Genomic DNA, 21134 nt, shown 5'->3' with positions numbered 1-21134 from the left:
TCGCTTACTTTCCGACCTGCTCGGCCCAGTTCGGCGCCTTGCCGCCACCATCGAGGAAGGTCATCGCCATAGTCGCCATGAGGGGCGAGGCGAAGGTCTCGTAGTGGGTGAGATCGGGCAGGATCGCCAGCCGGTTCTTCGACATGTTTTCCCGCATCCAGCCCGCATCGCGCAGACCGCCACCGAGCTTATGGTAGAAGTCGATCATATGCTCGGGCCGGATCATGTCGGCATCGCCATAGATCAGCATAACCGGCATGGTGAGCTTGGCGACGGCATCGCTATAGTCGATGGGTTCGCGCATCAGCGCCCCCATGGCGTCGAGCAGCTTCGGAAATTCCGAAACGTCAGGCGCCACCGCCTTGTAGGAGAGGAACATCGGCGTGTCCTTCATCATGTCGGCCATACCGGCGCCGACGGCCGCCTGCTGCGGCAGCATCTCCGGGAAGAAGCCGTTCTGCGCATAGGGTGCCGAGAGGATCACCAGCCGGCGCACCTGGTCGGGCGCGTTCGCCGCCATATTCAACGCCACCCCGCCGCCGAAGGAATAGCCGAAGACGTCGAGCTTGTCGTAACCGAGCTGCTTCACCAGGATTGCGAGATCGGCGCCGATGGCCGGAAGCTCGATCGGTCGCTTGCCGAGCGGGGTGCGGCCATGGCCCTGCAGATCGACGGCGATCACCTGCCGGTGGTCGGTGAAAACAGGCATGACCGGCGCGAACATCTCGATCTGCCCGAGGCCGCCGTGAAGCAGTAGCAGCGGCTCGCCCTCGCCGCGGATCTCGTAATAATAATCGATGCCGTTGACCGGCAGACTTCCCTTCCTGACAATCGCCGCTGCAGCCTTCTTCTCCTCGATAACAGGCGTGCTGCTGTCGGCGCCTGATATACCGGGCGCTGCCAGGAATGCGGCAGCCGTTGCGATCATCGAAATCAGCGTCATCTTCGACATGTCCTTGCTCCGTGTTTGCATCGATACCGCAAGGACGGCGGCGCTCATGTCTTTCCGACACCACGCTTCGAAATTTCTCGCATCGGCCTTTATGCCGTTCCTATATTTTCGTGCCCCGCTCCGAATGGATTTCCTATCGCCGGCAGCAGTAGACTTTCGCCATCACTGCAAAGGCCAAATGCCATGCGAAATGTCATGTCCTCCGGTTTTCAGCCCCTTCGCCCATCCAGGATCAAACGCGGCAGCCGGCAGATGCGCGAGAAACGCACCGCCCAGGCGCTGATCGTCTTCGGCGTGGTGCTCGCCTGCGTCGAACTCTACATCGTTTTCGGCGCGCTGTGAGATCCGCCATGGAAACGGCGAGAATGCCGCGCCTTGGCGGCGCGATCACCGCTCTTGTCACGCCGTTTCGCCATGGCGGCCTCGACAGGCCGGCGCTTCGGGCGCTTGCGGAGTGGCAGATCCTCAGCGGCGTCGACGGGCTTGCTGTCTGCTCCGTGTCAGGGGAAGGCCCGACGCTTTCGCCGCAGGAGCGCGCTGAGGTGATCGACCTCAGCATCCGGTCTGCGGCCGACCGCGTTTGCGTCATCGCCGCCACCGGCACCAACTCCACCGAAAGCACGATCGCGCTCACCCGCGAGGCCGAAGCGCTCGGCGCCGCCGCAGTACTCGTCACCGTGCCCTATTATTCCAAGCCCGGGCAGAAAGGCATCATCCACCACTTCGAACAGGTGGCAGCGGCGAGCGGCCTGCCTGTTATCGTCGACAACGCGCCGGCGCAGACGGCGAGCGATCTTTCGACGGAAACGCTCGGCAGGCTGGCCGCCATCCCGGGGATTGTCGGCATTCGCGACGCGACCGGCGACATTGCTCGCTTCGCCGGGCTTTCGCCGATCCTGCGACAGCGCTTCCGCTTCTTTTCCGGCCATGACCCTTCCGCGCTCGCCTTCACCATCGCTGGCGGCGACGGCGCGATCTCGCCGGGCGCCAACGTTCTGCCAAGGCTCTTCACCTCGATGCAGCAGGCAGCACGGGCCGGAAACCTTTCGGCCGCGCGTTCTCTGCAGGATCGGCTGCTGCCGCTGATCTCGGCACTTGGGCCGGAGGGCGATCCGGCGAGGATCAAATACGCGCTCCGGCTGATGCGCGGCCTGGGGGCCGAGCTTCGCCTTCCACTTGTCGCTGCCGAGCCGGAGGTGCATTTGGCCATCGGCAAGGCGCTTGCGCCCTTCCTTGACGAAAACAGCGCGGGGATGGCGTTATCCCTATGAGATTTTTATATTTTCGTTTTCGCCGCCAAATGGAAACCCTATCCACCGGAGCTTATTTTTGAAGCGTGACACCGCCGCTCGATCAAGCGGCGGTTGAGACTTCGAAAGGACAAACCGATGTCACGCCTGACTGAACCGAGTGCCGAGAGCGACCCGCGGCAACGCAGCCACATCAGCACACTCGCCGCCGATCCCTCCCATTCGATACTCTCCGGCCTTGTCGCGATTACACCCCGCCTTGCGATGACGCTGGCCTTTGCTGGCCTGGTCCAGATGATGTTCGACCTCATCTCCCGTTGAAGCATCAGGACCGAAGGATCACCACAATGGCAAACGCACAGCAACGCCGCAGCCTTCCCGCTGCAGCACCTTCGCCTTCCGCCCGCTTCACCGTCGGCCGCGACAGAAGCGGCCGCTGGATCGTCCACGACCGCGAGGGCCTTGTCGGCGGGCTCTTCATCAATGAAGCGGCCGCCCTCCATTTCGCAGCTGGGGAATGCAACTGCCCCTCCGCCGATATCCATAGGGCGGCCGTAGGCATGGTGCTCGAATTTGCGCCCTTTGCGCGCGGCACCACGAATATCCACTAAATCTTGCCGTACTCCCGCTGTTTCCATGCAGCGGGAGTACGAAGACATGAGCTGAACTGCCGATTTCCAACTTTTCCTTAACCCACATTCTGGTAAAATCCTGGCGCAGAGACTTCAGACGCCACGAGACCGATGCCGAAACCGAATTTCCGCTTCACCCATTACGATCTCAAGGAACAACGCGCCGGAACGATCATCGAGGTGTCGTTGAATGCTGTGAACAATGTCCGCCTGATGACGGCCCCGAATTTCCAGCGGTTCACCGAGGTTCTCGATTTCAAATATATCGGTGGCGTGGCTCGCAAATCGCCGATCAAGATCGCCGTTCCGGAAAGCGGTCACTGGCATGTCATCGTCGATATGGAAGGTCATCACGGGCTTGCGGAATCGTCCGTCAAGGTGATCGCCGCGCCGGCAAATCAGAAGACGCCGCGCGCCTCCTGAGGTTCGCCAGGCTTCAGCGCGGGTTACGCTCCTTGCGAAGCTTCGCCCACCATTCCAACCGCTTGCGGATATCGCGCTCGAAGCCGCGCTCCGGCGGATCGTAGAAGATCTGGCGTCCCATCTTCTCCGGGAAATAATCCTGGCCGGAAAAGGCATCGGGCTCGTCGTGGTCGTAGCGATAGCCGTCGCCGTAACCCTCACCCTTCATCAACTTGGTCGGCGCGTTGAGGATGTGCTTCGGCGGCAGCAACGAGCCGTTCTGCTTGGCGGCCTGGCTTGCCGCCTTGAAGGCGGTGTAAACGGCATTCGATTTCGGAGCGGTGGCGAGATAGACACAGGCCTGGGCCAGCGCCAGTTCGCCTTCCGGCGAGCCGAGATACTCATAGGCATCCTTGGCGGCATTGCAGATCACCAGCGCCTGCGGATCGGCAAGACCGATATCCTCCACCGCCATGCGCACCAGCCGCCGGCCAAGATAGAGCGGATCCTCGCCGGCATCGAACATGCGGGCAAGATAATAGAGCGCGGCATCGGGATCCGAGCCGCGCACGGATTTATGCAGCGCCGAGATCAGATTGTAGTGGCCGTCCTGCGCCTTGTCATAGACCGGGGCACGGCGCTGGACGATGCGCGTCAGGCCTTCGGTATCGAAGCTCTCGCCTTCGCGCGCCGCGCGCCAGACTTCTTCGGCGAGCGTCAGCACCGCCCGGCCATCGCCGTCGGCCATGCGCACCAGGCTGGCGCGGGCATCCTCCGTCAGCGGCAGCGGCTTCTGCTCGATCGCCTCGGCACGCTTCAGCAGTTCCTCGAGGCTCTCCTCGTCATGCGACTTGAAGGTGAGCACACGGGCCCGCGACAGCAGAGCGGCGTTGAGCTCGAAGGACGGGTTCTCGGTGGTGGCGCCGACGAGGATGACGGTACCATCCTCCATGACGGGCAGGAAACTGTCCTGCTGGGCGCGGTTGAAACGATGGATCTCATCGACGAAGAGCAGCGTCTGACGGCCGTCCATGCGGCGCAGGCGGGCTGTCTCAAACACCTTCTTCAGATCGGCGACGCCGGAGAAGATCGCCGATATCTGCTCGAAGGCTAGCCCCGCCTCGCCCGAGAGCAGCCGTGCCACGGTCGTCTTGCCGGTGCCGGGCGGCCCCCAGAAGATCATCGAGCCGAGCGAGCCGCTTTCGATCATCCTTTTCAGCACGCCATCCTCACCGGTCAGGTGTTCCTGACCGGTGACATCGGCAAGCGTCTTCGGCCGCAGCCGGTCGGCAAGCGGCCGCCTGGCAGCGACCTCCTCCGGAACGCGCGGCGCGAAGAGATCGTTGCTCATCGGAAAAATTGCCGGATGCGCTGGCCGTCGCGCTCGATCTCGACCCGCCAGAAGCCGGGGTCGCTATCGGCGATCTCGGACAGTTCGCTGGTCGACTTCACATCGGTGCCGTTGATCGAGACGATGATATCCTTCGGTTCGAAACCGAGACGGGCGGCGGGCGAATCCTCCTTCACCTCGGAGACGACGACGCCCGCCGATTCCGGCGGCATGCGCAGCTCGTCAGCGACACGCGGCGACAGGTTCTCGACGACGGCACCGGTAAACGGCGTATGTCCGCCGATCGTGCGCTGGTCGCGCGGCGAGGTTTCCGGGGCGCGGGCGAGCGTCAGCGGCAGTTGCTCCTCGCGGCCGTTCTCGATGACGGTGAGCTTGACCGAATTGCCGAGACCAGCCGTCGTCAAGCGGTAGAGCAGCGCATCCGGATGCTCGACGGAAACTCCGTCGACGGCGGTGACGATTTCGCCGGCCTTCAGCCCGGCCTTGGCGGCCGGCCCACCTTCCGAAACCTTGACGACGAGCGCGCCGCGGGCCTTGTTCAGCCCCAGCGCCTCGGCCACTTCCGAGGTCACGGCATCGAAACTTGCGCCGACATAGGGCCGCTCAAAGGATTTGACGCCGGCATCGGCCGACGCGAGGAAGACCTTGACCAGATTGGCAGGGATGGCGAAACCGATGCCGTTCGAGCCGCCGCCGCGCGAGAAGATCGCCGTGTTGATGCCGATCAGCTCGCCCTTCATGTTCATCAAGGCGCCGCCGGAATTGCCGGGATTGATCGAGGCATCGGTCTGAATGAAAAAGCCGAACTCGTTCTTGATCACCTGGTTGCGGGCAAGCGCCGAGACGATCCCGCTCGTCACCGTCTGGCCGACACCGAAGGGATTGCCGATCGCCAGCACGAGATCACCGACCTCGACCGTATCGGAATTGCCGATCGGCAATGTCGGAAAGCTTTCCTTGGCGTCGATCTTCAGCACGGCAAGATCGACACGGTCATCGCGCAGCACCACCTTGCAGGGGAATTCGCGGCCGTCCGAGAGCGCCACCTTTATATCGTCTGCGCCCTCGATGACGTGATTGTTGGTCACGACAGTGCCGTTCGCCTCGACGATGACGCCGGAGCCGAGCGAAGACTGCTTCTCCGAACGGTTCGGCATCTGCTGGCCGAAAAATTGCTCGAAGAAAGGGTCGCCGGCAAAGGGCGACTGCCGCCGGACGGTCTTTTCCGCATAAACATTGACGACGGCGCCTGACGTCTGTTTGACGAGCGGCGCGAAGGAGAGCTGCATCTGCATCTGGCTCTCGGGTACGGTCTTTGCCGTCTGCGCTTGGGCAGCAAGCGGCAGAACGAGCATGACAGCGAACAGCGAGACGGAGGCGCGCTTGAAAAGGCCTTGCATGGGTATCCCTTTTGAATCCTCTTGAGGAACGTTGTAGCGCCCGACGCTAGAAAGGAAAGAGGGCGGAAGCATGGAAGAATAAGGCAATGGAACGTCGCGGAAGTACCACTTAAAGCGATTGCGAATTTGATTCAGGAAGTACGGCCATGCAACTGATATCAAAAGCCAAAATCTGGGCAAAGTCACTGAAGCGTGACATCGTGGCATTGTGGCTTGCCGCCCGTGACGCACGTGTGCCGTGGCACGCGAAGGCAGTGGCCGGCGCCGTTGCCGCCTACGCGCTGTCGCCCATCGATCTCATCCCCGATTTCATCCCCATCCTCGGCTATCTCGACGATCTCCTTATCGTGCCGCTCGGTATCATGCTGGCGATCCGGCTCGTGCCAGTAGAGGTGATGAACGAGCTTCGTACGGAGGCGACAAGGCGCATCGAGCGTCCCTCCAGCCGGGTCGGACTGATCTTCATCCTTGCCGTCTGGCTCATTTGCATCATCTTCCTGGCTCTGGCACTGCGGAAGCTAGCCTGACCGGCAGCAATAGGAACATATGAATGATCACGACAAGAACGACGACAGCGGCCCTCGGCTTTGCGATCCTGCTCATTGGATCGAACCTGGCACAGGCAGCAAGCTTCGATTGCGATGCGAAAGAATTGAAGCCGGATGAAAAAGCGATCTGCGACAGCCGCGCACTCAACGACGCCGACGTGAAGATGGTGACGACCTTCGAGCTGCTCTCCGGCCTGCTGGCGATGGGTTCGCGCGGAACATTGCAGGACGAACAGACGGCCTGGTTGAAAAAGCGGCAGGAATGCGGAGCGGATGCGGCGTGTATCAAGGCTGCCTATGACGAGCGGCTGAAGCAGTTCGGCGAGACCTATAAAAACATCAACCGGCCGCTTTGAAAGCGACCGGTTGGAAGAGCCGCTGACTTTTCATCAACGGTTCGTAAGCTGAAGCTGCTCAGCGGGCGTTCAGATCGCGCACGGCACCGCGGTCCGCACTCGTTGCGAAGGCCGCGTAGGCCTTCAGCGCGGTCGTGACATTGCGCTTGCGGACTTCTGTGGGATACCAGCCCTTGGCGTCCTGCTCGCCGCGGCGGGCGGCGAGTTCAGTCTCGCTGACGCGCAGGCTGATCGTGCGGTTGGGGATGTCGATGTCGATCATATCACCTTCGCGCACCAGGCCGATCGTGCCGCCATTTGCCGCTTCCGGCGAGGCGTGGCCGATCGAGAGGCCGGAGGTGCCGCCGGAGAAGCGGCCGTCGGTGATGAGCGCACAGGCCTTGCCGAGGCCCTTCGACTTCAGATAGCTGGTCGGATAGAGCATTTCCTGCATGCCTGGGCCGCCCTTCGGGCCTTCGTAGCGGATGACGACGACGTCGCCGGCCTTGACCTCGTTGGCAAGGATCGCCTTGACGGAGGCATCCTGGCTTTCGAAGACGCGGGCGGGGCCGGAGAATTTCAAGATCGATTCATCGACGCCGGCAGTCTTGACGATGCAGCCGTCGATCGCAAGGTTGCCCTTGAGCACGGCAAGACCACCATCCTTGGAGAAGGGATGTTCGACCGAGCGGATGACGCCGTTCTCGCGGTCGGTGTCGAGTTCGTCCCAGCGGGCCTCCTGGCTGAAGGCGACCTGGGTGGGAATGCCACCCGGAGCGGCACGATAGAATTTACGGACAGTTTCGCTGTTGGTGCGGGTGATATCCCACCGATCGATCGCGTCGCCCAGCGTTTCTGCATGCACGGTCGGGCAATCGCGGTTCAAGAGACCGCCCTTGTCGAGTTCGCCGAGGATCGACATGATGCCGCCGGCGCGATGGACGTCTTCCATATGAACATCGCTCTTGGCGGGGGCGACCTTCGACAGGCACGGCACGCGGCGCGACAGCGCGTCGATATCGGCCATAGTGAAATCGATCTCGCCTTCATGGGCGGCGGCAAGAATGTGCAGGACCGTATTGGTGGAACCGCCCATGGCGATATCGAGCGTCATGGCATTCTCAAACGCCTGTTTGGAAGCGATGGTGCGCGGCAGCGCCTTGACGTCATCCTGCTCGTAATAACGGCGGGCGAGATCGACGATCAGGTGGCCGGCCTCGACGAAGAGGCGCTTGCGGTCGAGATGGGTGGCAAGCGTCGAGCCGTTGCCGGGCAGCGACAGGCCGAGGGCTTCCGTCAGGCAGTTCATCGAATTGGCCGTGAACATGCCGGAGCAGGAACCACAGGTCGGACAGGCCGAGCGCTCGATGGTCTGGACGTCCTCGTCGCTGATCTTGTCATCGGCAGCGGCAACCATGGCGTCGACGAGGTCGAGTGCATGCGTCTTGCCGTGCATCACGACCTTACCGGCTTCCATCGGACCGCCCGAGACGAAGACCGTCGGGATATTGAGGCGCAGCGATGCCATCAGCATGCCGGGAGTGATCTTGTCGCAGTTGGAAATACAGACCATGGCGTCGGCGCAATGGGCATTGACCATGTATTCGACGCTGTCGGCGATGAGCTCGCGCGAGGGCAGCGAATAAAGCATGCCGTCATGGCCCATGGCGATGCCATCATCGACGGCGATCGTGTTGAATTCCTTGGCGACACCGCCGGCCGCCTCGATCTCGCGGGCAACGAGCTGGCCGAGGTCCTTCAGGTGCACGTGACCGGGGACGAACTGGGTGAAGGAATTCACCACCGCGATGATCGGCTTGCCGAAATCCGAATCCTTCATGCCCGTGGCGCGCCAAAGGCCGCGGGCGCCCGCCATGTTGCGGCCATGGGTCGTGGTTCTGGAACGGTAAACTGGCATCGGTGTCTTCCTCAACGTGGCGGAATTATCAGGCGAAGCTGGGCGGCATGGAGCCTGCAGGCCGGGCAAACGCTGCTTTTTGGAATTGTCCTAATCCAATCGACGGGGGCTGTCACTACCGGGAAGCCCAAATCCGGTACGCCGGGGAGAAGCGCCATGAGGCCCATCGATCATATACGGTTCGACGCGACGTTTTGTTACAGCCTATTCCATCACGGCCGAACACAAAAAATTGGCTTCCTGTCAGCAATATTCAAGGCTTAGACACTAATCTAGACATGGTGGCGGTTCGTTTAAGGGCTATATTTCAAGATATCCGCCAAGGAGGTTTCGACATGCCAACCTATCGCCCACCGAAGATCGCGTCATCGGAGATCACGCCGCGCCAGATCTATGTGCGCCGTCGTGAATTTCTGGGCGCGGCGGCGCTTGGCGCCATGGCGCTCTACAGCGGCGGCAAGGCGAGCGCTGCGGCCCTCTCTGCCGTAGAGAGCAAGTATAAGGTCGATGAGAAGCCGACGCCGATCAAGGACGTCACCACCTACAATAATTTCTATGAGTTCGGCCTCGACAAGGGCGATCCCGCAGCACTTTCCGGCGATTTCAAGCCGCTGCCCTGGACGATCAAGGTCGACGGCATGGTCAACAAGCCAGGCACCTTCGACCTCGAGGCGCTGATGAAGGAATTCCCGATCGAGGAGCGCACCTACCGGATGCGCTGCGTCGAGGCCTGGTCGATGGTCATCCCCTGGGACGGCTTTCCGCTGGCATCGCTGCTCGACAAGGTTGAGCCGCTGGGCAGCGCCAAGTACGTCGCCTTCGAAACCGTGGTGCGGCCGGACGAGATGCCTGGGCAGAAGGGGTTCTTCCAATCGCTCGACTGGCCCTATGTCGAGGGTCTTCGCCTCGACGAGGCGCGCCATCCGCTGACGCTGCTGGCCGTCGGGCTCTACGGCGAAACGCTGCCGAACCAGAACGGCGCGCCGATCCGCCTCGTCGTGCCGTGGAAATACGGCTTCAAGGGCATCAAGTCGATCGTCAGGATCACGCTCACCGACCAGCAGCCGAAGAATACCTGGCAGGTCACCAATCCGCAGGAGTATGGCTTCTACGCCAACGTCAATCCAGCGGTCGACCATCCTCGCTGGAGCCAGGCGACCGAACGGCGCATCGGCGAAAGCGGCTTCTTCGGCGCGAGCCGCCATCCCACCCTGCCCTTCAACGGTTATGCCGACGAGGTGGCGAGCCTTTATGCCGGCATGGATCTGAAGGCGAATTTCTGATGGCGGAACTGTCGCTCGCCATCCCGAAACGCTGGCAGCCCGCCTCCGTCTGGCTGCTTTATGTCGTCGGGCTCGTGCCTGCGGCCTGGACTTTCTATCTCGGCGCGACCGATCAGCTCGGCGCCGATCCGGTCAAGACCTTCGAGCTTTTCCTCGGCATCTGGACGATCCGTTTCCTGATCGCAACACTTGCCGTTTCCCCTGCCCGCGATCTCTTCGGCTGGAACTATCTGCGTTACCGCCGCGCGCTTGGCCTGCTCACCTTCTATTACGCGCTGATGCATTTCACCGTTTACATGGTGCTCGACCAGGCGATGGATATTGCCGCCGTCATCAACGACGTGCTGAAGCGCCCCTTCATCATGTTCGGCATGGCAGCCCTTGCGATGCTCATTCCGCTGGCGCTGACATCCAACAATCTCTCGATCCGCCGTCTCGGCAAGAACTGGATCTGGCTGCATCGCCTCGTCTACATCATCGCCGCCTGCGGGGCGCTGCACTTCGCGCTCTCGACCAAGATCCTCGACCTCGAGCAATATATCTATGTCGGGCTGATCGTCGCGCTCATCCTCTATCGCTCCTACCGGCCGATCGCACGCAACAGGCAGAAGGGCAAAGGGCGGACGCGCAATCGCGCAGTGGCGTCGGCCTCGTGAGGTTTAGCGGCGAGGACGCGTCGCAGTCCGGCGTGCCGGATCGAAGGCGCAGGCCGCGGCTATGCCGATTGCATAAGCCAGCATGTTCCAAAGCGAAAAGACCCGGCCAAGCAGCAGGGCGCCTGCCGTGGTCAGCCGAAACGCGTCGAGCCAGGGCGTGTGATAAAGCCGGAACAATTCCACTGAGATCGCGATGAGTAGCGCTGTGACAGCAATTGCTGCTGGCCGTGACCTTGCGGCAATGAGCGCCACCAGCAGATAGGACCATCGCTCCCCAGAGTGCCGATCCACCATACTTGACGACGATGAAAGGCAGATCGGCCGCATAGCCAAACCGTCTGAGCGCCAGCCCGAGCGCTATAACCGCAAGCAGGGCTATGAGACGGAGGAACTGCACTCGACGACGATTTTCAAAGACTTCGCGCAAATGAACCTGTCCTATCTGCACCTCAGCCGGTTCAACGGCTGATCTCAAAAGAAGCGCGGCGCTGTCGTGCACAAACAAAAACAGCCGGGCTTTGCAGCCCGGCTGTTCTGTTTCCGCCGGAGAGGAAGATTTAAGCGGCGACAGCCTGCTCTTCGGCAGCGACGCGGGCCTTGTCGGCTGCGCCCTTGGCATAGGCATCGCGGTCAACGAATTCGATCACAGCCATGGCGGCATTGTCGCCCTGGCGGAAGCCGGCCTTCATGATGCGCAGGTAGCCGCCGTTGCGGGTGGCGTAGCGCGTTGCGATCGTGTCGAACAGCTTCGCGACGACAGCGGCATCGCGGATCTGCGAGATCGCCTGACGGCGAGCATGCAAGTCGCCGCGCTTGCCGAGCGTGACGAGCTTCTCGACGATCGGACGGATTTCCTTGGCCTTCGGCAGGGTCGTGACGATCTGCTCGTGGGTAATCAGCGAAGCCGCCATGTTGGCGAACATCGCCTTGCGGTGGCTTGCAGTTCTATTCAGCTTGCGGCCGGCTTTACCATGGCGCATTGCTATTCTCCTTTAATGCAGGTGCCCTTACGCTAAGTGGGCCTGCCGTTTCCTGGCACATGCAGGCGATCGGCCTGCTGTTTGACGGGGAAAGGCAGCCGAAAGAGCCTGCCTTTTGTTTTTTCAGTACTGGTCTTCGTAACGCTTGGCGAGATCTTCGATGTTCTCGGGCGGCCATGCCGGCACTTCCATGCCGAGGTGCAGGCCCATGGAAGCGAGAACTTCCTTGATTTCGTTCAGCGACTTGCGACCAAAATTCGGTGTGCGGAGCATTTCTGCTTCGGTCTTCTGAATGAGGTCGCCGATGTAGACGATGTTGTCGTTCTTCAGGCAGTTTGCCGAACGGACCGACAGTTCGAGTTCGTCCACCTTCTTCAGGAGAGCCGGGTTGAAAGCGAGTTCGGTGACTGCTTCCTCTTCGGTTTCCTTCTGCGGCTCGTCGAAGTTGACGAAGACGCCAAGCTGATCCTGGAGGATGCGCGCCGCAAAAGCGACGGCGTCTTCGCCGGTGATCGAGCCATCGGTTTCGATGGTCATGTTCAGCTTGTCGTAGTCGAGAACCTGTCCTTCGCGGGTATTTTCAACCTTGTAGGACACCTTCTTGACCGGCGAATAGAGGCTGTCGACCGGGATGAGACCGATCGGAGCATCTTCCGCACGATTGCGTTCGGCTGGAACGTAACCCTTGCCGTTGTTGACGGTGAATTCCATGCGGATTTCGGCACCCTCGTCGAGCGTGCAGATGACATGCTCGGGGTTGAGGATTTCGATATCGCCGACCGTCTGAATGTCTCCAGCCGTGACAACGCCCGGGCCCTGCTTACGCACGACCATGCGCTTTGCATCGTCGCCATCCATCTTGATGGCGATTTCCTTGATGTTAAGGACGATGTCCGTCACGTCTTCGCGGACGCCCGGAATCGAGGAGAATTCATGCAGCACGCCATCGATCTGCACCGCCGTGACGGCAGCACCGCGCAGCGAGGAGAGCAGAACGCGGCGAAGCGCGTTGCCGAGGGTGAGGCCGAAGCCGCGCTCCAGCGGTTCGGCAACAAGCGTCGCCCTGGTGCGCGAGCTCGAAGAGAACTCCACCTTGTTCGGCTTGATCAGTTCCTGCCAGTTCTTCTGAATCATGAGTTTGCCTTCCGTTCGTTGCCACCATCCAATCGTGGCAACCGAGCTTGAAAACCACCGGGAGCGCGCAGGCGCTCACCGGTGACGAGAGCGATGATCAGACGCGGCGCTTCTTGCGCGGACGGCAGCCATTGTGCGGGATCGGGGTCACGTCGCGGATGGACGTGATCATGAAACCTGCAGCCTGGAGCGCGCGCAGAGCCGATTCACGACCCGAACCCGGACCGCAGACTTCGACTTCCAGCGACTTCATGCCGTGCTCCTGGGCCTTCTTGGCGCAGTCTTCGGCAGCGATCTGGGCAGCGAACGGGGTCGACTTGCGCGAGCCCTTGAAGCCCTTGGCGCCAGCCGACGACCAGGCGATCGCATTGCCCTGCGCATCAGTGATGGTGATCATCGTGTTGTTGAAGGTCGAGTTGACGTGAGCGACACCCGACGAGATGTTCTTGCGCTCGCGACGGCGAACGCGGACGGCTTCCTTAGCCATGGTATTCCTTTCGTTGATCTCTTCACCGCCGTAATGCCAGCGGCTACACCGGAACGGCGCCTATATGGTCCCGCTCCAAACTCAAAAGAGGCCGGCGCAGACCGCCAGCCTCCCCACCCCGGTTTCCCGGAAATTACTTCTTCTTGCCAGCGATTGCCTTTGCCGGACCCTTGCGGGTGCGGGCATTGGTATGCGTGCGCTGACCGCGGACCGGAAGGCCGCGGCGATGACGCAGGCCGCGGTAGCAGCCGAGGTCCATCAGACGCTTGATGTTCATCGCGGTATCGCGACGAAGATCGCCTTCGACCTGATAGTCGCGGTCGATGGCTTCGCGGATCTGAAGGACTTCTGCGTCCGTCAGCTGATGCACACGACGTTCAGCCGGGATACCGACCTTTTCGACGATTTCCTGTGCGAATTTAGAACCGATCCCGTGAATGTAGGTCAGCGCGATGACAACGCGCTTCGCAGTCGGGATGTTGACGCCAGCGATACGTGCCACGCCTATTCTCCTTGCATTCCAGTTGCCATCCGGCAAGTGGGCTTCGTTATGCGGTCTTGAGAACCGCCCGTTCAGATTTACGTCCGTAACATGTCAAAACGACCGCACCCGGACTTCCCTGGGAAATCCGCGCCGATCGCATGGAATGTCGCGAGTTGGCGCGGTGTTTAGCGGAATCACTGCTGAAAAGCAACCAGTCCGCCAAGTTTATTTTCAAAGCCTTAAAGCTTGGAAAGAATGCTTTCGACCTCGGCGGTCACCTGATCGATTTCTGCCATGCCGTCCACAGACTTGAGTTTGCCCTTGGCATGGTAATAGCCGATCAGCGGTGAGGTCTCCTTGTAGTAGACCTGCAGACGAGCCGTCATGGTCTCCGGAGTGTCATCAGGACGGCGCTTGAAGTGCGTCGAACCGCACTTGTCGCACACGCCCTCGGCAGCCGGAACCTTATCGGTATCGTGATAGACGCTGCCGCACTGTGCACAGGAGTAGCGACCGGCAACGCGACGAACCAGCTCGTCGTCATTGACACGGAATTCGATGACGACCGAAAGGTCGAGACCTTTAGCCTTCAGCATCGCCTCGGTGGCGTCCGCCTGGACGAGCGTCCTGGGGAAGCCGTCGAGGATAAAGCCGTTGGCGCAATCGGGTTGATCGATACGCTCGGAAACAATGGCAATGACGATCTCATCCGAGACGAGCTTGCCGGCGTCCATGACCGCCTTCGCGCGCTTGCCGACATCGGTGCCGGCGTTAACCGCTGCACGCAGCATGTCCCCCGTGGAAAGCTGCGGAATGCCGTGCTTTTCCACGATCCGCTGGGCCTGGGTTCCCTTACCCGCGCCCGGCGGCCCCAAAAGGATAAGTCTCATCGCCCCCTCTTTCCTCCACGCAACTTCGATTTCTTGATCAGGCCTTCGTATTGCTGCGCGATCAGGTGACCCTGGATCTGTGCAACCGTATCAAGAGTTACGCTAACCACGATCAAAAGCGAAGTCCCACCAAGGGCTAATGGAATGCCGGTTTGCGACACCAATATCTCCGGAAGGATGCAGACGAAGACGAGATAGAGCGCGCCGATCACCGTGATTCGGGTCAGCACGTAGTCGATATATTCGGCGGTGCGGTCGCCCGGACGGATGCCGGGAATGAAGCCGCCATGCTTCTTCAGATTATCAGCCGTGTCCTTCGGATTGAAAACGATGGCCGTATAGAAGAAGGCGAAGAAGGCGATCAGCGCCGCATAGAGCACCATATAGAGTGGCTGGCCATGACCGAGGGCCGCGACGATCGATGTCGCCCAGGAGGGCATTGCCGTGGTGCTGGCAAAGCCCGCAATCGTTGCCGGCAGAAGCAGCAGCGACGATGCGAAGATTGCCGGAATGACACCTGATGTATTGAGTTTCAACGGCAGGTGGGACGTATCACCCTGGAACATCCGGTTGCCGACCTGACGCTTCGGATACTGGATCAGCAGCCGGCGCTGGGCGCGCTCTACGAAGACGATGATGGCGATGACGGCGATCGCGACGATGATCACCAGCAGGATCAGCGGGGTCGACAGCGCGCCTGTGCGGCCGAGTTCGAGCGTGCCGGCAAGAGCAGTGGGAAGGCCGGCGGCGATGCCGGCGAAGATGATCAGCGAGATGCCGTTGCCGATGCCGCGCGAGGTGATCTGCTCGCCGAGCCACATCAGGAACATCGTGCCGCCGAGCAGCGTCAGAACGGTGGAGACGCGGAAGAACCAGCCCGGGTCGACGACCAAGCCCTGGCCGCTTTCAAGGCCGGCGGCAATGCCATAAGCCTGGAGCGCACCGAGGATAACGGTACCGTAGCGGGTATACTGGTTGATGATCTTACGGCCCTGCTCGCCTTCCTTCTTGAGGTTTTCGAGCGCCGGCACGACCGAAGTCATCAGCTGCACGATGATCGAGGCGGAGATATAGGGCATGATGCCGAGCGCGAAGATCGCCATGCGCTCAACGGCGCCGCCCGAAAACATGTTGAAAAGGCCGAGAATGCCGCCTGCCTGGCCGCGGAAAGCCTGGGCATAGGCTTCAGGATTGAGGCCCGGAAGCGGAATATGCGTGCCAAGTCGGTAGACGAGGAGAGCTGCCAGTGTGAACCACAGGCGCTTCTTCAAATCCTCGGCTTTGGCGAAGGTCGAAAAATTGAGGTTGGATGCCAATTGTTCCGCTGCAGAAGCCATGCGTTTCTCCGCGCTACCAATTCCGGCGTCTATGGGGGACAGACCGGACCCGGAATCAGTATGAAATTATTCAAAACCGGGCTTAGGACGGATTGCAACGCAACCCCATGCCTCACCCTTGTTTTCGAGTCTTACCGGCATGACGCGGGCGCGCCAGCCAAGTTTTTGTGAGGCCCACATATGGGAGCAAAATCGCCCGGTGTGAAGCACCCCGGGCGACATATCATCAGATTATTATTCGGCTGCAGCCGGAGCCGAAAGCAGCGTCACGGTGCCGCCGGCCTTTTCGATCTTCTCGACGGCAGGCTTGGAGGCGCCTGCAACGACGATGGTGATCTTGGCCTTGATCTCGCCGTCGGCGAGAACGCGAACGCCGTCCTTGACGCGGCGGATGACACCCGCAGCCTTGAGGGCAGCTGCGTCAACGGTCGTCTTGGCATCGAGCTTGCCGGCGTCGATCGCCGTCTGGATGCGGGCCAGCGACACGACAACAAAATCGGAAGCGAAAATGTTGTTGAAGCCGCGCTTCGGCAGGCGACGATAGATCGGCATCTGGCCGCCCTCGAAGCCATTGATGGCGACGCCCGAACGGGACTTCTGACCCTTCACGCCGCGACCACCAGTCTTGCCAGAACCCGAGCCGATACCGCGGCCGAGGCGCTTGCGGCTGTGGGTCGAGCCTTCGTTGTCTTTAATTTCGTTGAGTTTCATGAGCGTTTCCTCCGTCTCACTTCTCGTCGACGACGCGAACGAGATGCTGGACAGCACGGATCATGCCACGAACGGAAGGGGTATCCTCCAGCGTGCGGCGACGGTGCATCTTGTTCAGTCCGAGACCGATCAGCGTGCGCTGCTGGACATCCGGACGGCGAATCGGGCTGCCGATCTGTTCGATCGTGACAGTCTTCGCTTCAGCCTTCTTAGTAGCCTTGGCCATCTGTCAAACTCCTCTTATTCTTCAGAGGCGTTGCCGGAGGCGCTACGACGAGCCTGCAGCGTTGCATACTTGATGCCGCGCTGAGCTGCGATGTCCTTCGGGTGAACCTGGTGCTTCAGAGCGTCGAAGGTGGCGCGAACCATGTTGTAGGGGTTCGACGAACCGGTCGACTTGGCGACGACGTCGTGCATGCCGAGTGTTTCGAATACGGCGCGCATCGGGCCGCCGGCGATGATGCCGGTACCGACCTTGGCCGAGCGCAGCAGAACCTTGCCGGCGCCGTGGCGGCCATGAACGTCGTGATGCAGCGTACGGCCGTCACGCAGCGGTACGAAGATCAGTTCGCGCTTGGCGGCTTCGGTTGCCTTGCGGATGGCTTCCGGCACTTCACGTGCCTTGCCATGGCCGAAGCCGACGCGGCCCTTCTGGTCGCCGACGACGACGAGTGCTGCGAAACCGAAACGACGGCCGCCCTTGACGACCTTGGCGACGCGGTTGATCGCGACAAGCTTGTCGACGAATTCGCTATCGCGCTCTTCACGGCTCTGGCGGTCGTCCCGCTGCGGCCTTCTTTCCTGTGCCATTGTCCTCTTCCTTTTTCTTTTCCGGGTGCAATCGGCAAACAAATGTGGACCGCATCAGCCTCCCCTTTCGGAGAGTGCCTGCGGTCCGGCGAAAATCCGGCCGGCGCTTGAGGCGTCCGGCCGGAAACTGATCAGAAGGTGAGACCGCCTTCGCGGGCCGCTTCGGCGAGAGCCTTGATGCGGCCGTGATAGATGAAGGCGCCACGGTCGAACACGACTTCCGTAACACCGGCCTTGGAGGCGCGCTCTGCGAGGAGCTTGCCCACAACGGTAGCGGCGGCGGTATCGGCACCGGTCTTCAGAGAACCGCGCAGATCCTTCTCGAGGGTGGAGGCAGACGCAAGCGTCTTGCCGGCCACGTCATCGATGACCTGGGCGTAGATGTTCTTCGAGGAGCGATGAACCGACAGGCGCGGACGGCCATTGGCCACCGACTTGAGATGACGGCGCACGCGGTTGGCACGACGTGCAAGTGCTTCTTTCCTGCTAGCCATTTCGCGTGATCCTTACTTCTTCTTGCCTTCTTTGCGGACGATCCGCTCGTCAGCGTACTTGACGCCCTTGCCCTTGTAGGGCTCGGGACCGCGATATTCGCGGATTTCGGCGGCAACCTGACCGACCTGCTGCTTGTTGATGCCGCTGACGACGATTTCCGTCGGCTTCGGAACAACGATCGAGATACCGACCGGCGGCTCGTAGATCACGTCATGGCTGAAACCGAGGGCCAGCTGCAGGTTCTTGCCCTGCATGGCGGCGCGGTAACCGACGCCGTTGATTTCAAGCTTGCGCTCGAAACCGTCCTTGACGCCCTTGAAGATGCCTTCGATCATCGTGCGGGACATGCCCCACTTTGAGCGCGCATCCTTGGTCTGGTTCACCGGCGTCACGACGACGGCGTTATTTTCAAGCTTGAGGCTGATTTCGTCGTTAGCAACGAAAAACAGCTCGCCCTTCGGGCCCTTTGCAGTCACCTTCTGGCCATCGACCGTAGCCGTGATCCCAGCAGGCACCTGAACGGGCTTTTTACCGATACGAGACATGTTTCAATCCTGTCTGTTCGCTATGGAGATCCCTGCCCGATCTTAGAAGACCGAGCAAAGAACCTCGCCACCAACGTTCTGTTCGCGAGCCTGGTGATCGGCCATCACACCCTTCGGAGTCGAAAGGATGGTGATGCCGAGACCGTTCGCGACCTGCGGAATGGACTTGACCGAGACATAAACCCGGCGGCCCGGCTTGGACACACGGCCGATCTCACGGATCACCGATGCGCCTTCATAATATTTCAGCTCGATGCTGAGTTCCGACTTGCCATTGCCGAAATCGACAACGGAGTAGCCACGGATGTAGCCTTCGGATTGCAGAACATCGAGAACACGTGCACGGAGCTTCGAAGCAGGCGTCGAAACCGACGACTTGCGGCGGGAAGCGCCGTTACGGATGCGAGTGAGCATATCGCCCAACGGATCAGTCATTGTCATGTAACCTGCTCCTTACCAGCTCGACTTGACGATACCCGGCACCTTGCCGAGATTGCCGAGTTCACGCAGCGCAATACGCGACATGCGCAGTTTGCGGTAATATGCGCGCGGACGCCCCGAAACTTCGCAACGGTTGCGAATACGGGTCTTCGATCCATCACGCGGCAGGGATGCCAGCTTGATCGAGGCCTTGAACCGCTCTTCGATCGGAAGAGCCTGGTTCATGATGATCGCCTTCAACCCAGCCCGCTTAGCGGCCTGGTTAGCGACCGTAGTACGGCGGCGCTTGTTCTTTTCAACTGCGCTTGTCTTCGCCATGTCAGGTTCCTTTTCTACGCTCGTCGTTACGGTTATTGACGGAACGGGAAGCTGAACTCTTTCAGAAGAGCCCGTGCTTCGTCGTCGGTCGTCGCCGTCGTGCAAACGATGATGTCCATGCCCCACATCTGATCAACCTTGTCGTAGTTGATCTCAGGGAACACAATGTGCTCCTTGATGCCCATGGCGAAGTTGCCACGGCCGTCAAAGCTTTTCGGGTTCAGGCCGCGGAAGTCGCGAACGCGCGGGAGCGCGATGTTCACGAGACGGTCCATGAACTCGTACATGCGGGCGCCGCGCAGGGTGACCTTCGCGCCGATCGGCATCTGTTCGCGGACCTTGAAGCCTGCGATAGAGTTGCGTGCGCGGGTGATGACCGGCTTCTGGCCGGCGATCGCTGCGAGGTCGGCGGCAGCTACCGTCGGCTTCTTCGAGTCAGCGGTCGCTTCGCCGACACCCATGTTGATCACGATCTTGTCGAGCTTCGGGATCATCATCTCGTTGGCGTAGGAGAACTGCTCCTGCAACGCCTTGCGGATGCGCTCGACATATTCCTTCTTGAGCCGCGGCTCATATTTTGCCTCAGCCATCGATCACTTCTCCAGAACGCTTGGCCACACGGACCTTCTTGCCGTCAACGACCTTGAAACCGACGCGGGTCGGCTTGCCGTCCTTGTCGATGATTGCAACGTTGGACAGGTGAACCGGGGCTTCCTTGTTGATGATGCCGGCTTCCTGGGTCTGCGTCTGGCGCTGGTGGCGCTTGACGACGTTGACGCCACGAACAACGGCACGATCTTCCTTCGGCATGACCTGGACAACTTCGCCGGTACGGCCCTTGTCCTTGCCAGCGAGCATGACGACCTTGTCGCCCTTACGAATCTTCTGCATCGCTTCGCTCCTTACAGTACTTCGGGAGCCAGCGAGATGATCTTCATGTGGTTCTTGGCGCGAAGTTCGCGCGGAACCGGTCCGAAGATACGGGTGCCGATCGGCTCTTTCTTGTTGTCGATGAGGACTGCTGCGTTGGTGTCGAAGCGGATGACGGAGCCATCTGCACGACGGATGTCCTTGGCGGTGCGAACGACAACCGCCTTCATCACGTCACCCTTCTTCACACGGCCGCGCGGGATCGCTTCCTTGATCGAAACGACGATGACGTCGCCGATCGAGGCATACTTGCGCTTCGAGCCGCCCAGCACCTTGATGCACATGACACGACGTGCGCCGGAATTATCCGCGACGTCGAGGTTTGTTTGCATCTGAATCATATCAGGTCGCCTTCTTGGTTTACCGGAATGGTTGGGCTAGCCCCCTACTCCGGCTTATGAAAATTTTCGCCGGCCGAGCTGCCGTGAGGCAGCACAGACGCGGCAATAGCTGAATAGCGCGGGATCGATCGTGCCAGGGTGGTTTCCCGAACGGGACCTTCCGTGCGCTCAAAGCAAAAGAACGCCCGGCATTCGAGCGTTCTGACGCTGCTTCATACAGATATTTCGGCGAGACGCAAGGCCTCGCGCAAAATTCTGTTACTTGCCCTGGGCGGAAATCACCGTCCAGCGCTTGTCCTTGGAGATCGGCGCGCATTCCTCGATGGATACGGTATCGCCAATCTTGTACTGATTGTTCTCGTCGTGGGCCTTGTACTTCTTGGAACGACGAACGGTCTTCTGGAGCAGCGGGTGAGCGAAACGACGCTCGACACGAACCACTACCGTCTTCTCGTTCTTGTCGCCAACGACGACGCCCTGCAGGATGCGCTTCGGCATATTTTT

General features: G+C 60.7%; 30 protein-coding genes and 1 pseudogene. 9 read left to right on the top strand and 22 right to left on the bottom strand.

The window, feature by feature from the left end; genetic code table 11:
- Positions 1 to 4: 4 nt before the first annotated feature.
- Entirely contained in the window at positions 5 to 1000 is a 996-nt protein-coding gene (locus GR198_RS33815) for an alpha/beta fold hydrolase (RefSeq protein ID WP_172643816.1), read from the bottom strand.
- A gap of 147 nt (positions 1001 to 1147) precedes the next feature.
- Here GR198_RS33815 and GR198_RS33810 point away from each other — a divergent pair, with 147 nt between their 5' ends.
- The 5 genes from GR198_RS33810 (at position 1148) to GR198_RS33790 (ending at position 3257) form a co-directional block, all read left to right on the top strand.
- Entirely contained in the window at positions 1148 to 1294 is a 147-nt protein-coding gene (locus GR198_RS33810) for a hypothetical protein (RefSeq protein ID WP_164902284.1), read from the top strand.
- Between the two features lie 8 nt (positions 1295 to 1302).
- A complete protein-coding gene (gene dapA, locus GR198_RS33805) occupies positions 1303 to 2223 on the top strand; it encodes a 4-hydroxy-tetrahydrodipicolinate synthase (protein WP_029872798.1) in 921 nt (306 codons plus the stop codon).
- 117 nt (positions 2224 to 2340) lie between these two features.
- On the top strand, positions 2341 to 2523 hold the full coding sequence (locus tag GR198_RS33800) for a hypothetical protein (protein ID WP_032984171.1): 183 nt from the start codon (positions 2341 to 2343) through the stop codon (positions 2521 to 2523).
- Between the two features lie 26 nt (positions 2524 to 2549).
- Positions 2550 to 2813 carry a hypothetical protein gene (locus tag GR198_RS33795; RefSeq protein ID WP_029872800.1) on the top strand — a complete coding sequence of 88 codons (264 nt, stop codon included), beginning with the start codon at positions 2550 to 2552 and terminating at the stop codon, positions 2811 to 2813.
- A gap of 132 nt (positions 2814 to 2945) precedes the next feature.
- Entirely contained in the window at positions 2946 to 3257 is a 312-nt protein-coding gene (locus GR198_RS33790) for a DUF1883 domain-containing protein (protein WP_003547605.1), read from the top strand.
- 13 nt (positions 3258 to 3270) lie between these two features.
- On the opposite strand, the gene GR198_RS33785 is transcribed toward GR198_RS33790, so the two are convergent.
- Both GR198_RS33785 and GR198_RS33780 read right to left on the bottom strand, forming a co-directional pair.
- Entirely contained in the window at positions 3271 to 4587 is a 1317-nt protein-coding gene (locus tag GR198_RS33785; protein WP_029872801.1) for a replication-associated recombination protein A, read from the bottom strand.
- Positions 4584 to 5987 carry a DegQ family serine endoprotease gene (locus tag GR198_RS33780; protein ID WP_029872802.1) on the bottom strand — a complete coding sequence of 468 codons (1404 nt, stop codon included), beginning with the start codon at positions 5985 to 5987 and terminating at the stop codon, positions 4584 to 4586. Before GR198_RS33780 ends, GR198_RS33785 begins: the two co-directional genes overlap by 4 nt.
- A 146-nt stretch (positions 5988 to 6133) precedes the next feature.
- Here GR198_RS33780 and GR198_RS33775 point away from each other — a divergent pair, with 146 nt between their 5' ends.
- Positions 6134 to 6514 carry a YkvA family protein gene (locus GR198_RS33775; RefSeq protein WP_003547589.1) on the top strand — a complete coding sequence of 127 codons (381 nt, stop codon included), beginning with the start codon at positions 6134 to 6136 and terminating at the stop codon, positions 6512 to 6514.
- Positions 6515 to 6537: 23 nt separating this feature from the next.
- On the top strand, positions 6538 to 6891 hold the full coding sequence (locus tag GR198_RS33770; RefSeq protein ID WP_029872803.1) for a lysozyme inhibitor LprI family protein: 354 nt from the start codon (positions 6538 to 6540) through the stop codon (positions 6889 to 6891).
- A 58-nt stretch (positions 6892 to 6949) separates the two neighbouring features.
- On the opposite strand, the gene ilvD is transcribed toward GR198_RS33770, so the two are convergent.
- Positions 6950 to 8788: a dihydroxy-acid dehydratase gene (ilvD, locus tag GR198_RS33765; protein WP_029872804.1), complete on the bottom strand. Its 1839-nt coding sequence runs from the start codon at positions 8786 to 8788 to the stop codon at positions 6950 to 6952.
- A 335-nt stretch (positions 8789 to 9123) separates the two neighbouring features.
- Here ilvD and msrP point away from each other — a divergent pair, with 335 nt between their 5' ends.
- Together msrP and msrQ are read left to right on the top strand one after the other, a co-directional pair.
- Entirely contained in the window at positions 9124 to 10071 is a 948-nt protein-coding gene (msrP, locus tag GR198_RS33760; RefSeq protein WP_026158636.1) for a protein-methionine-sulfoxide reductase catalytic subunit MsrP, read from the top strand.
- A complete protein-coding gene (gene msrQ / locus GR198_RS33755; RefSeq protein WP_029872805.1) occupies positions 10071 to 10727 on the top strand; it encodes a protein-methionine-sulfoxide reductase heme-binding subunit MsrQ in 657 nt (218 codons plus the stop codon). Before msrP ends, msrQ begins: the two co-directional genes overlap by 1 nt.
- A gap of 3 nt (positions 10728 to 10730) precedes the next feature.
- Here the strand turns inward: msrQ and GR198_RS33750 are convergent.
- The 18 genes and pseudogenes from GR198_RS33750 to rpsQ form a co-directional block, all read right to left on the bottom strand.
- A pseudogene (locus tag GR198_RS33750) lies at positions 10731 to 11154 on the bottom strand (DUF2809 domain-containing protein).
- A gap of 130 nt (positions 11155 to 11284) precedes the next feature.
- A complete protein-coding gene (rplQ, locus tag GR198_RS33745) occupies positions 11285 to 11707 on the bottom strand; it encodes a 50S ribosomal protein L17 (protein WP_003547581.1) in 423 nt (140 codons plus the stop codon).
- A 123-nt stretch (positions 11708 to 11830) separates the two neighbouring features.
- Complete coding sequence (locus GR198_RS33740) at positions 11831 to 12841, bottom strand: DNA-directed RNA polymerase subunit alpha (RefSeq protein WP_003547579.1); 1011 nt, start codon at positions 12839 to 12841, stop codon at positions 11831 to 11833.
- 97 nt (positions 12842 to 12938) lie between these two features.
- Positions 12939 to 13328, bottom strand: a complete 390-nt coding sequence (gene rpsK, locus GR198_RS33735) for a 30S ribosomal protein S11 (RefSeq protein ID WP_003547577.1) — start codon at positions 13326 to 13328, stop codon at positions 12939 to 12941.
- Between the two features lie 133 nt (positions 13329 to 13461).
- Positions 13462 to 13830 (bottom strand): 30S ribosomal protein S13, encoded by a 369-nt coding sequence (gene rpsM / locus GR198_RS33730; protein ID WP_003547573.1) that lies wholly within the window; start codon positions 13828 to 13830, stop codon positions 13462 to 13464.
- Between the two features lie 221 nt (positions 13831 to 14051).
- Entirely contained in the window at positions 14052 to 14702 is a 651-nt protein-coding gene (locus tag GR198_RS33725; protein WP_011651424.1) for an adenylate kinase, read from the bottom strand.
- Entirely contained in the window at positions 14699 to 16039 is a 1341-nt protein-coding gene (gene secY / locus GR198_RS33720) for a preprotein translocase subunit SecY (protein WP_003547569.1), read from the bottom strand. Before secY ends, GR198_RS33725 begins: the two co-directional genes overlap by 4 nt.
- A gap of 234 nt (positions 16040 to 16273) precedes the next feature.
- A complete protein-coding gene (gene rplO, locus GR198_RS33715) occupies positions 16274 to 16750 on the bottom strand; it encodes a 50S ribosomal protein L15 (RefSeq protein WP_003547567.1) in 477 nt (158 codons plus the stop codon).
- Between the two features lie 16 nt (positions 16751 to 16766).
- A complete protein-coding gene (rpmD, locus tag GR198_RS33710; RefSeq protein ID WP_003547566.1) occupies positions 16767 to 16976 on the bottom strand; it encodes a 50S ribosomal protein L30 in 210 nt (69 codons plus the stop codon).
- A 14-nt stretch (positions 16977 to 16990) separates the two neighbouring features.
- Positions 16991 to 17560 carry a 30S ribosomal protein S5 gene (gene rpsE, locus GR198_RS33705; RefSeq protein ID WP_003547565.1) on the bottom strand — a complete coding sequence of 190 codons (570 nt, stop codon included), beginning with the start codon at positions 17558 to 17560 and terminating at the stop codon, positions 16991 to 16993.
- 131 nt (positions 17561 to 17691) lie between these two features.
- Positions 17692 to 18054: a 50S ribosomal protein L18 gene (gene rplR, locus GR198_RS33700; protein WP_003547564.1), complete on the bottom strand. Its 363-nt coding sequence runs from the start codon at positions 18052 to 18054 to the stop codon at positions 17692 to 17694.
- Between the two features lie 12 nt (positions 18055 to 18066).
- Positions 18067 to 18600 carry a 50S ribosomal protein L6 gene (gene rplF / locus GR198_RS33695; RefSeq protein WP_003547563.1) on the bottom strand — a complete coding sequence of 178 codons (534 nt, stop codon included), beginning with the start codon at positions 18598 to 18600 and terminating at the stop codon, positions 18067 to 18069.
- A gap of 42 nt (positions 18601 to 18642) precedes the next feature.
- Positions 18643 to 19041, bottom strand: coding sequence for a 30S ribosomal protein S8 (rpsH, locus tag GR198_RS33690; protein WP_003547562.1), 399 nt, complete (start codon positions 19039 to 19041; stop codon positions 18643 to 18645).
- 12 nt (positions 19042 to 19053) lie between these two features.
- Entirely contained in the window at positions 19054 to 19359 is a 306-nt protein-coding gene (gene rpsN / locus GR198_RS33685) for a 30S ribosomal protein S14 (protein WP_003547561.1), read from the bottom strand.
- A 32-nt stretch (positions 19360 to 19391) separates the two neighbouring features.
- Positions 19392 to 19949 carry a 50S ribosomal protein L5 gene (gene rplE, locus GR198_RS33680; RefSeq protein ID WP_003547560.1) on the bottom strand — a complete coding sequence of 186 codons (558 nt, stop codon included), beginning with the start codon at positions 19947 to 19949 and terminating at the stop codon, positions 19392 to 19394.
- Positions 19942 to 20250, bottom strand: a complete 309-nt coding sequence (gene rplX / locus GR198_RS33675; RefSeq protein ID WP_003547559.1) for a 50S ribosomal protein L24 — start codon at positions 20248 to 20250, stop codon at positions 19942 to 19944. Before rplX ends, rplE begins: the two co-directional genes overlap by 8 nt.
- Positions 20251 to 20261: 11 nt before the next feature.
- Positions 20262 to 20630 (bottom strand): 50S ribosomal protein L14, encoded by a 369-nt coding sequence (gene rplN / locus GR198_RS33670; RefSeq protein WP_003547558.1) that lies wholly within the window; start codon positions 20628 to 20630, stop codon positions 20262 to 20264.
- 258 nt (positions 20631 to 20888) lie between these two features.
- Entirely contained in the window at positions 20889 to 21128 is a 240-nt protein-coding gene (gene rpsQ, locus GR198_RS33665) for a 30S ribosomal protein S17 (RefSeq protein WP_003547557.1), read from the bottom strand.
- Between the last annotated feature and the right edge of the window lie 6 nt (positions 21129 to 21134).

It is taken from the genome of Rhizobium leguminosarum, from assembly GCF_010668065.1.
GTDB classification, from domain to species: Bacteria; Pseudomonadota; Alphaproteobacteria; order Rhizobiales; family Rhizobiaceae; genus Rhizobium; species Rhizobium leguminosarum_S.
This window is presented reverse-complemented; position numbering and strand designations above follow the sequence as displayed.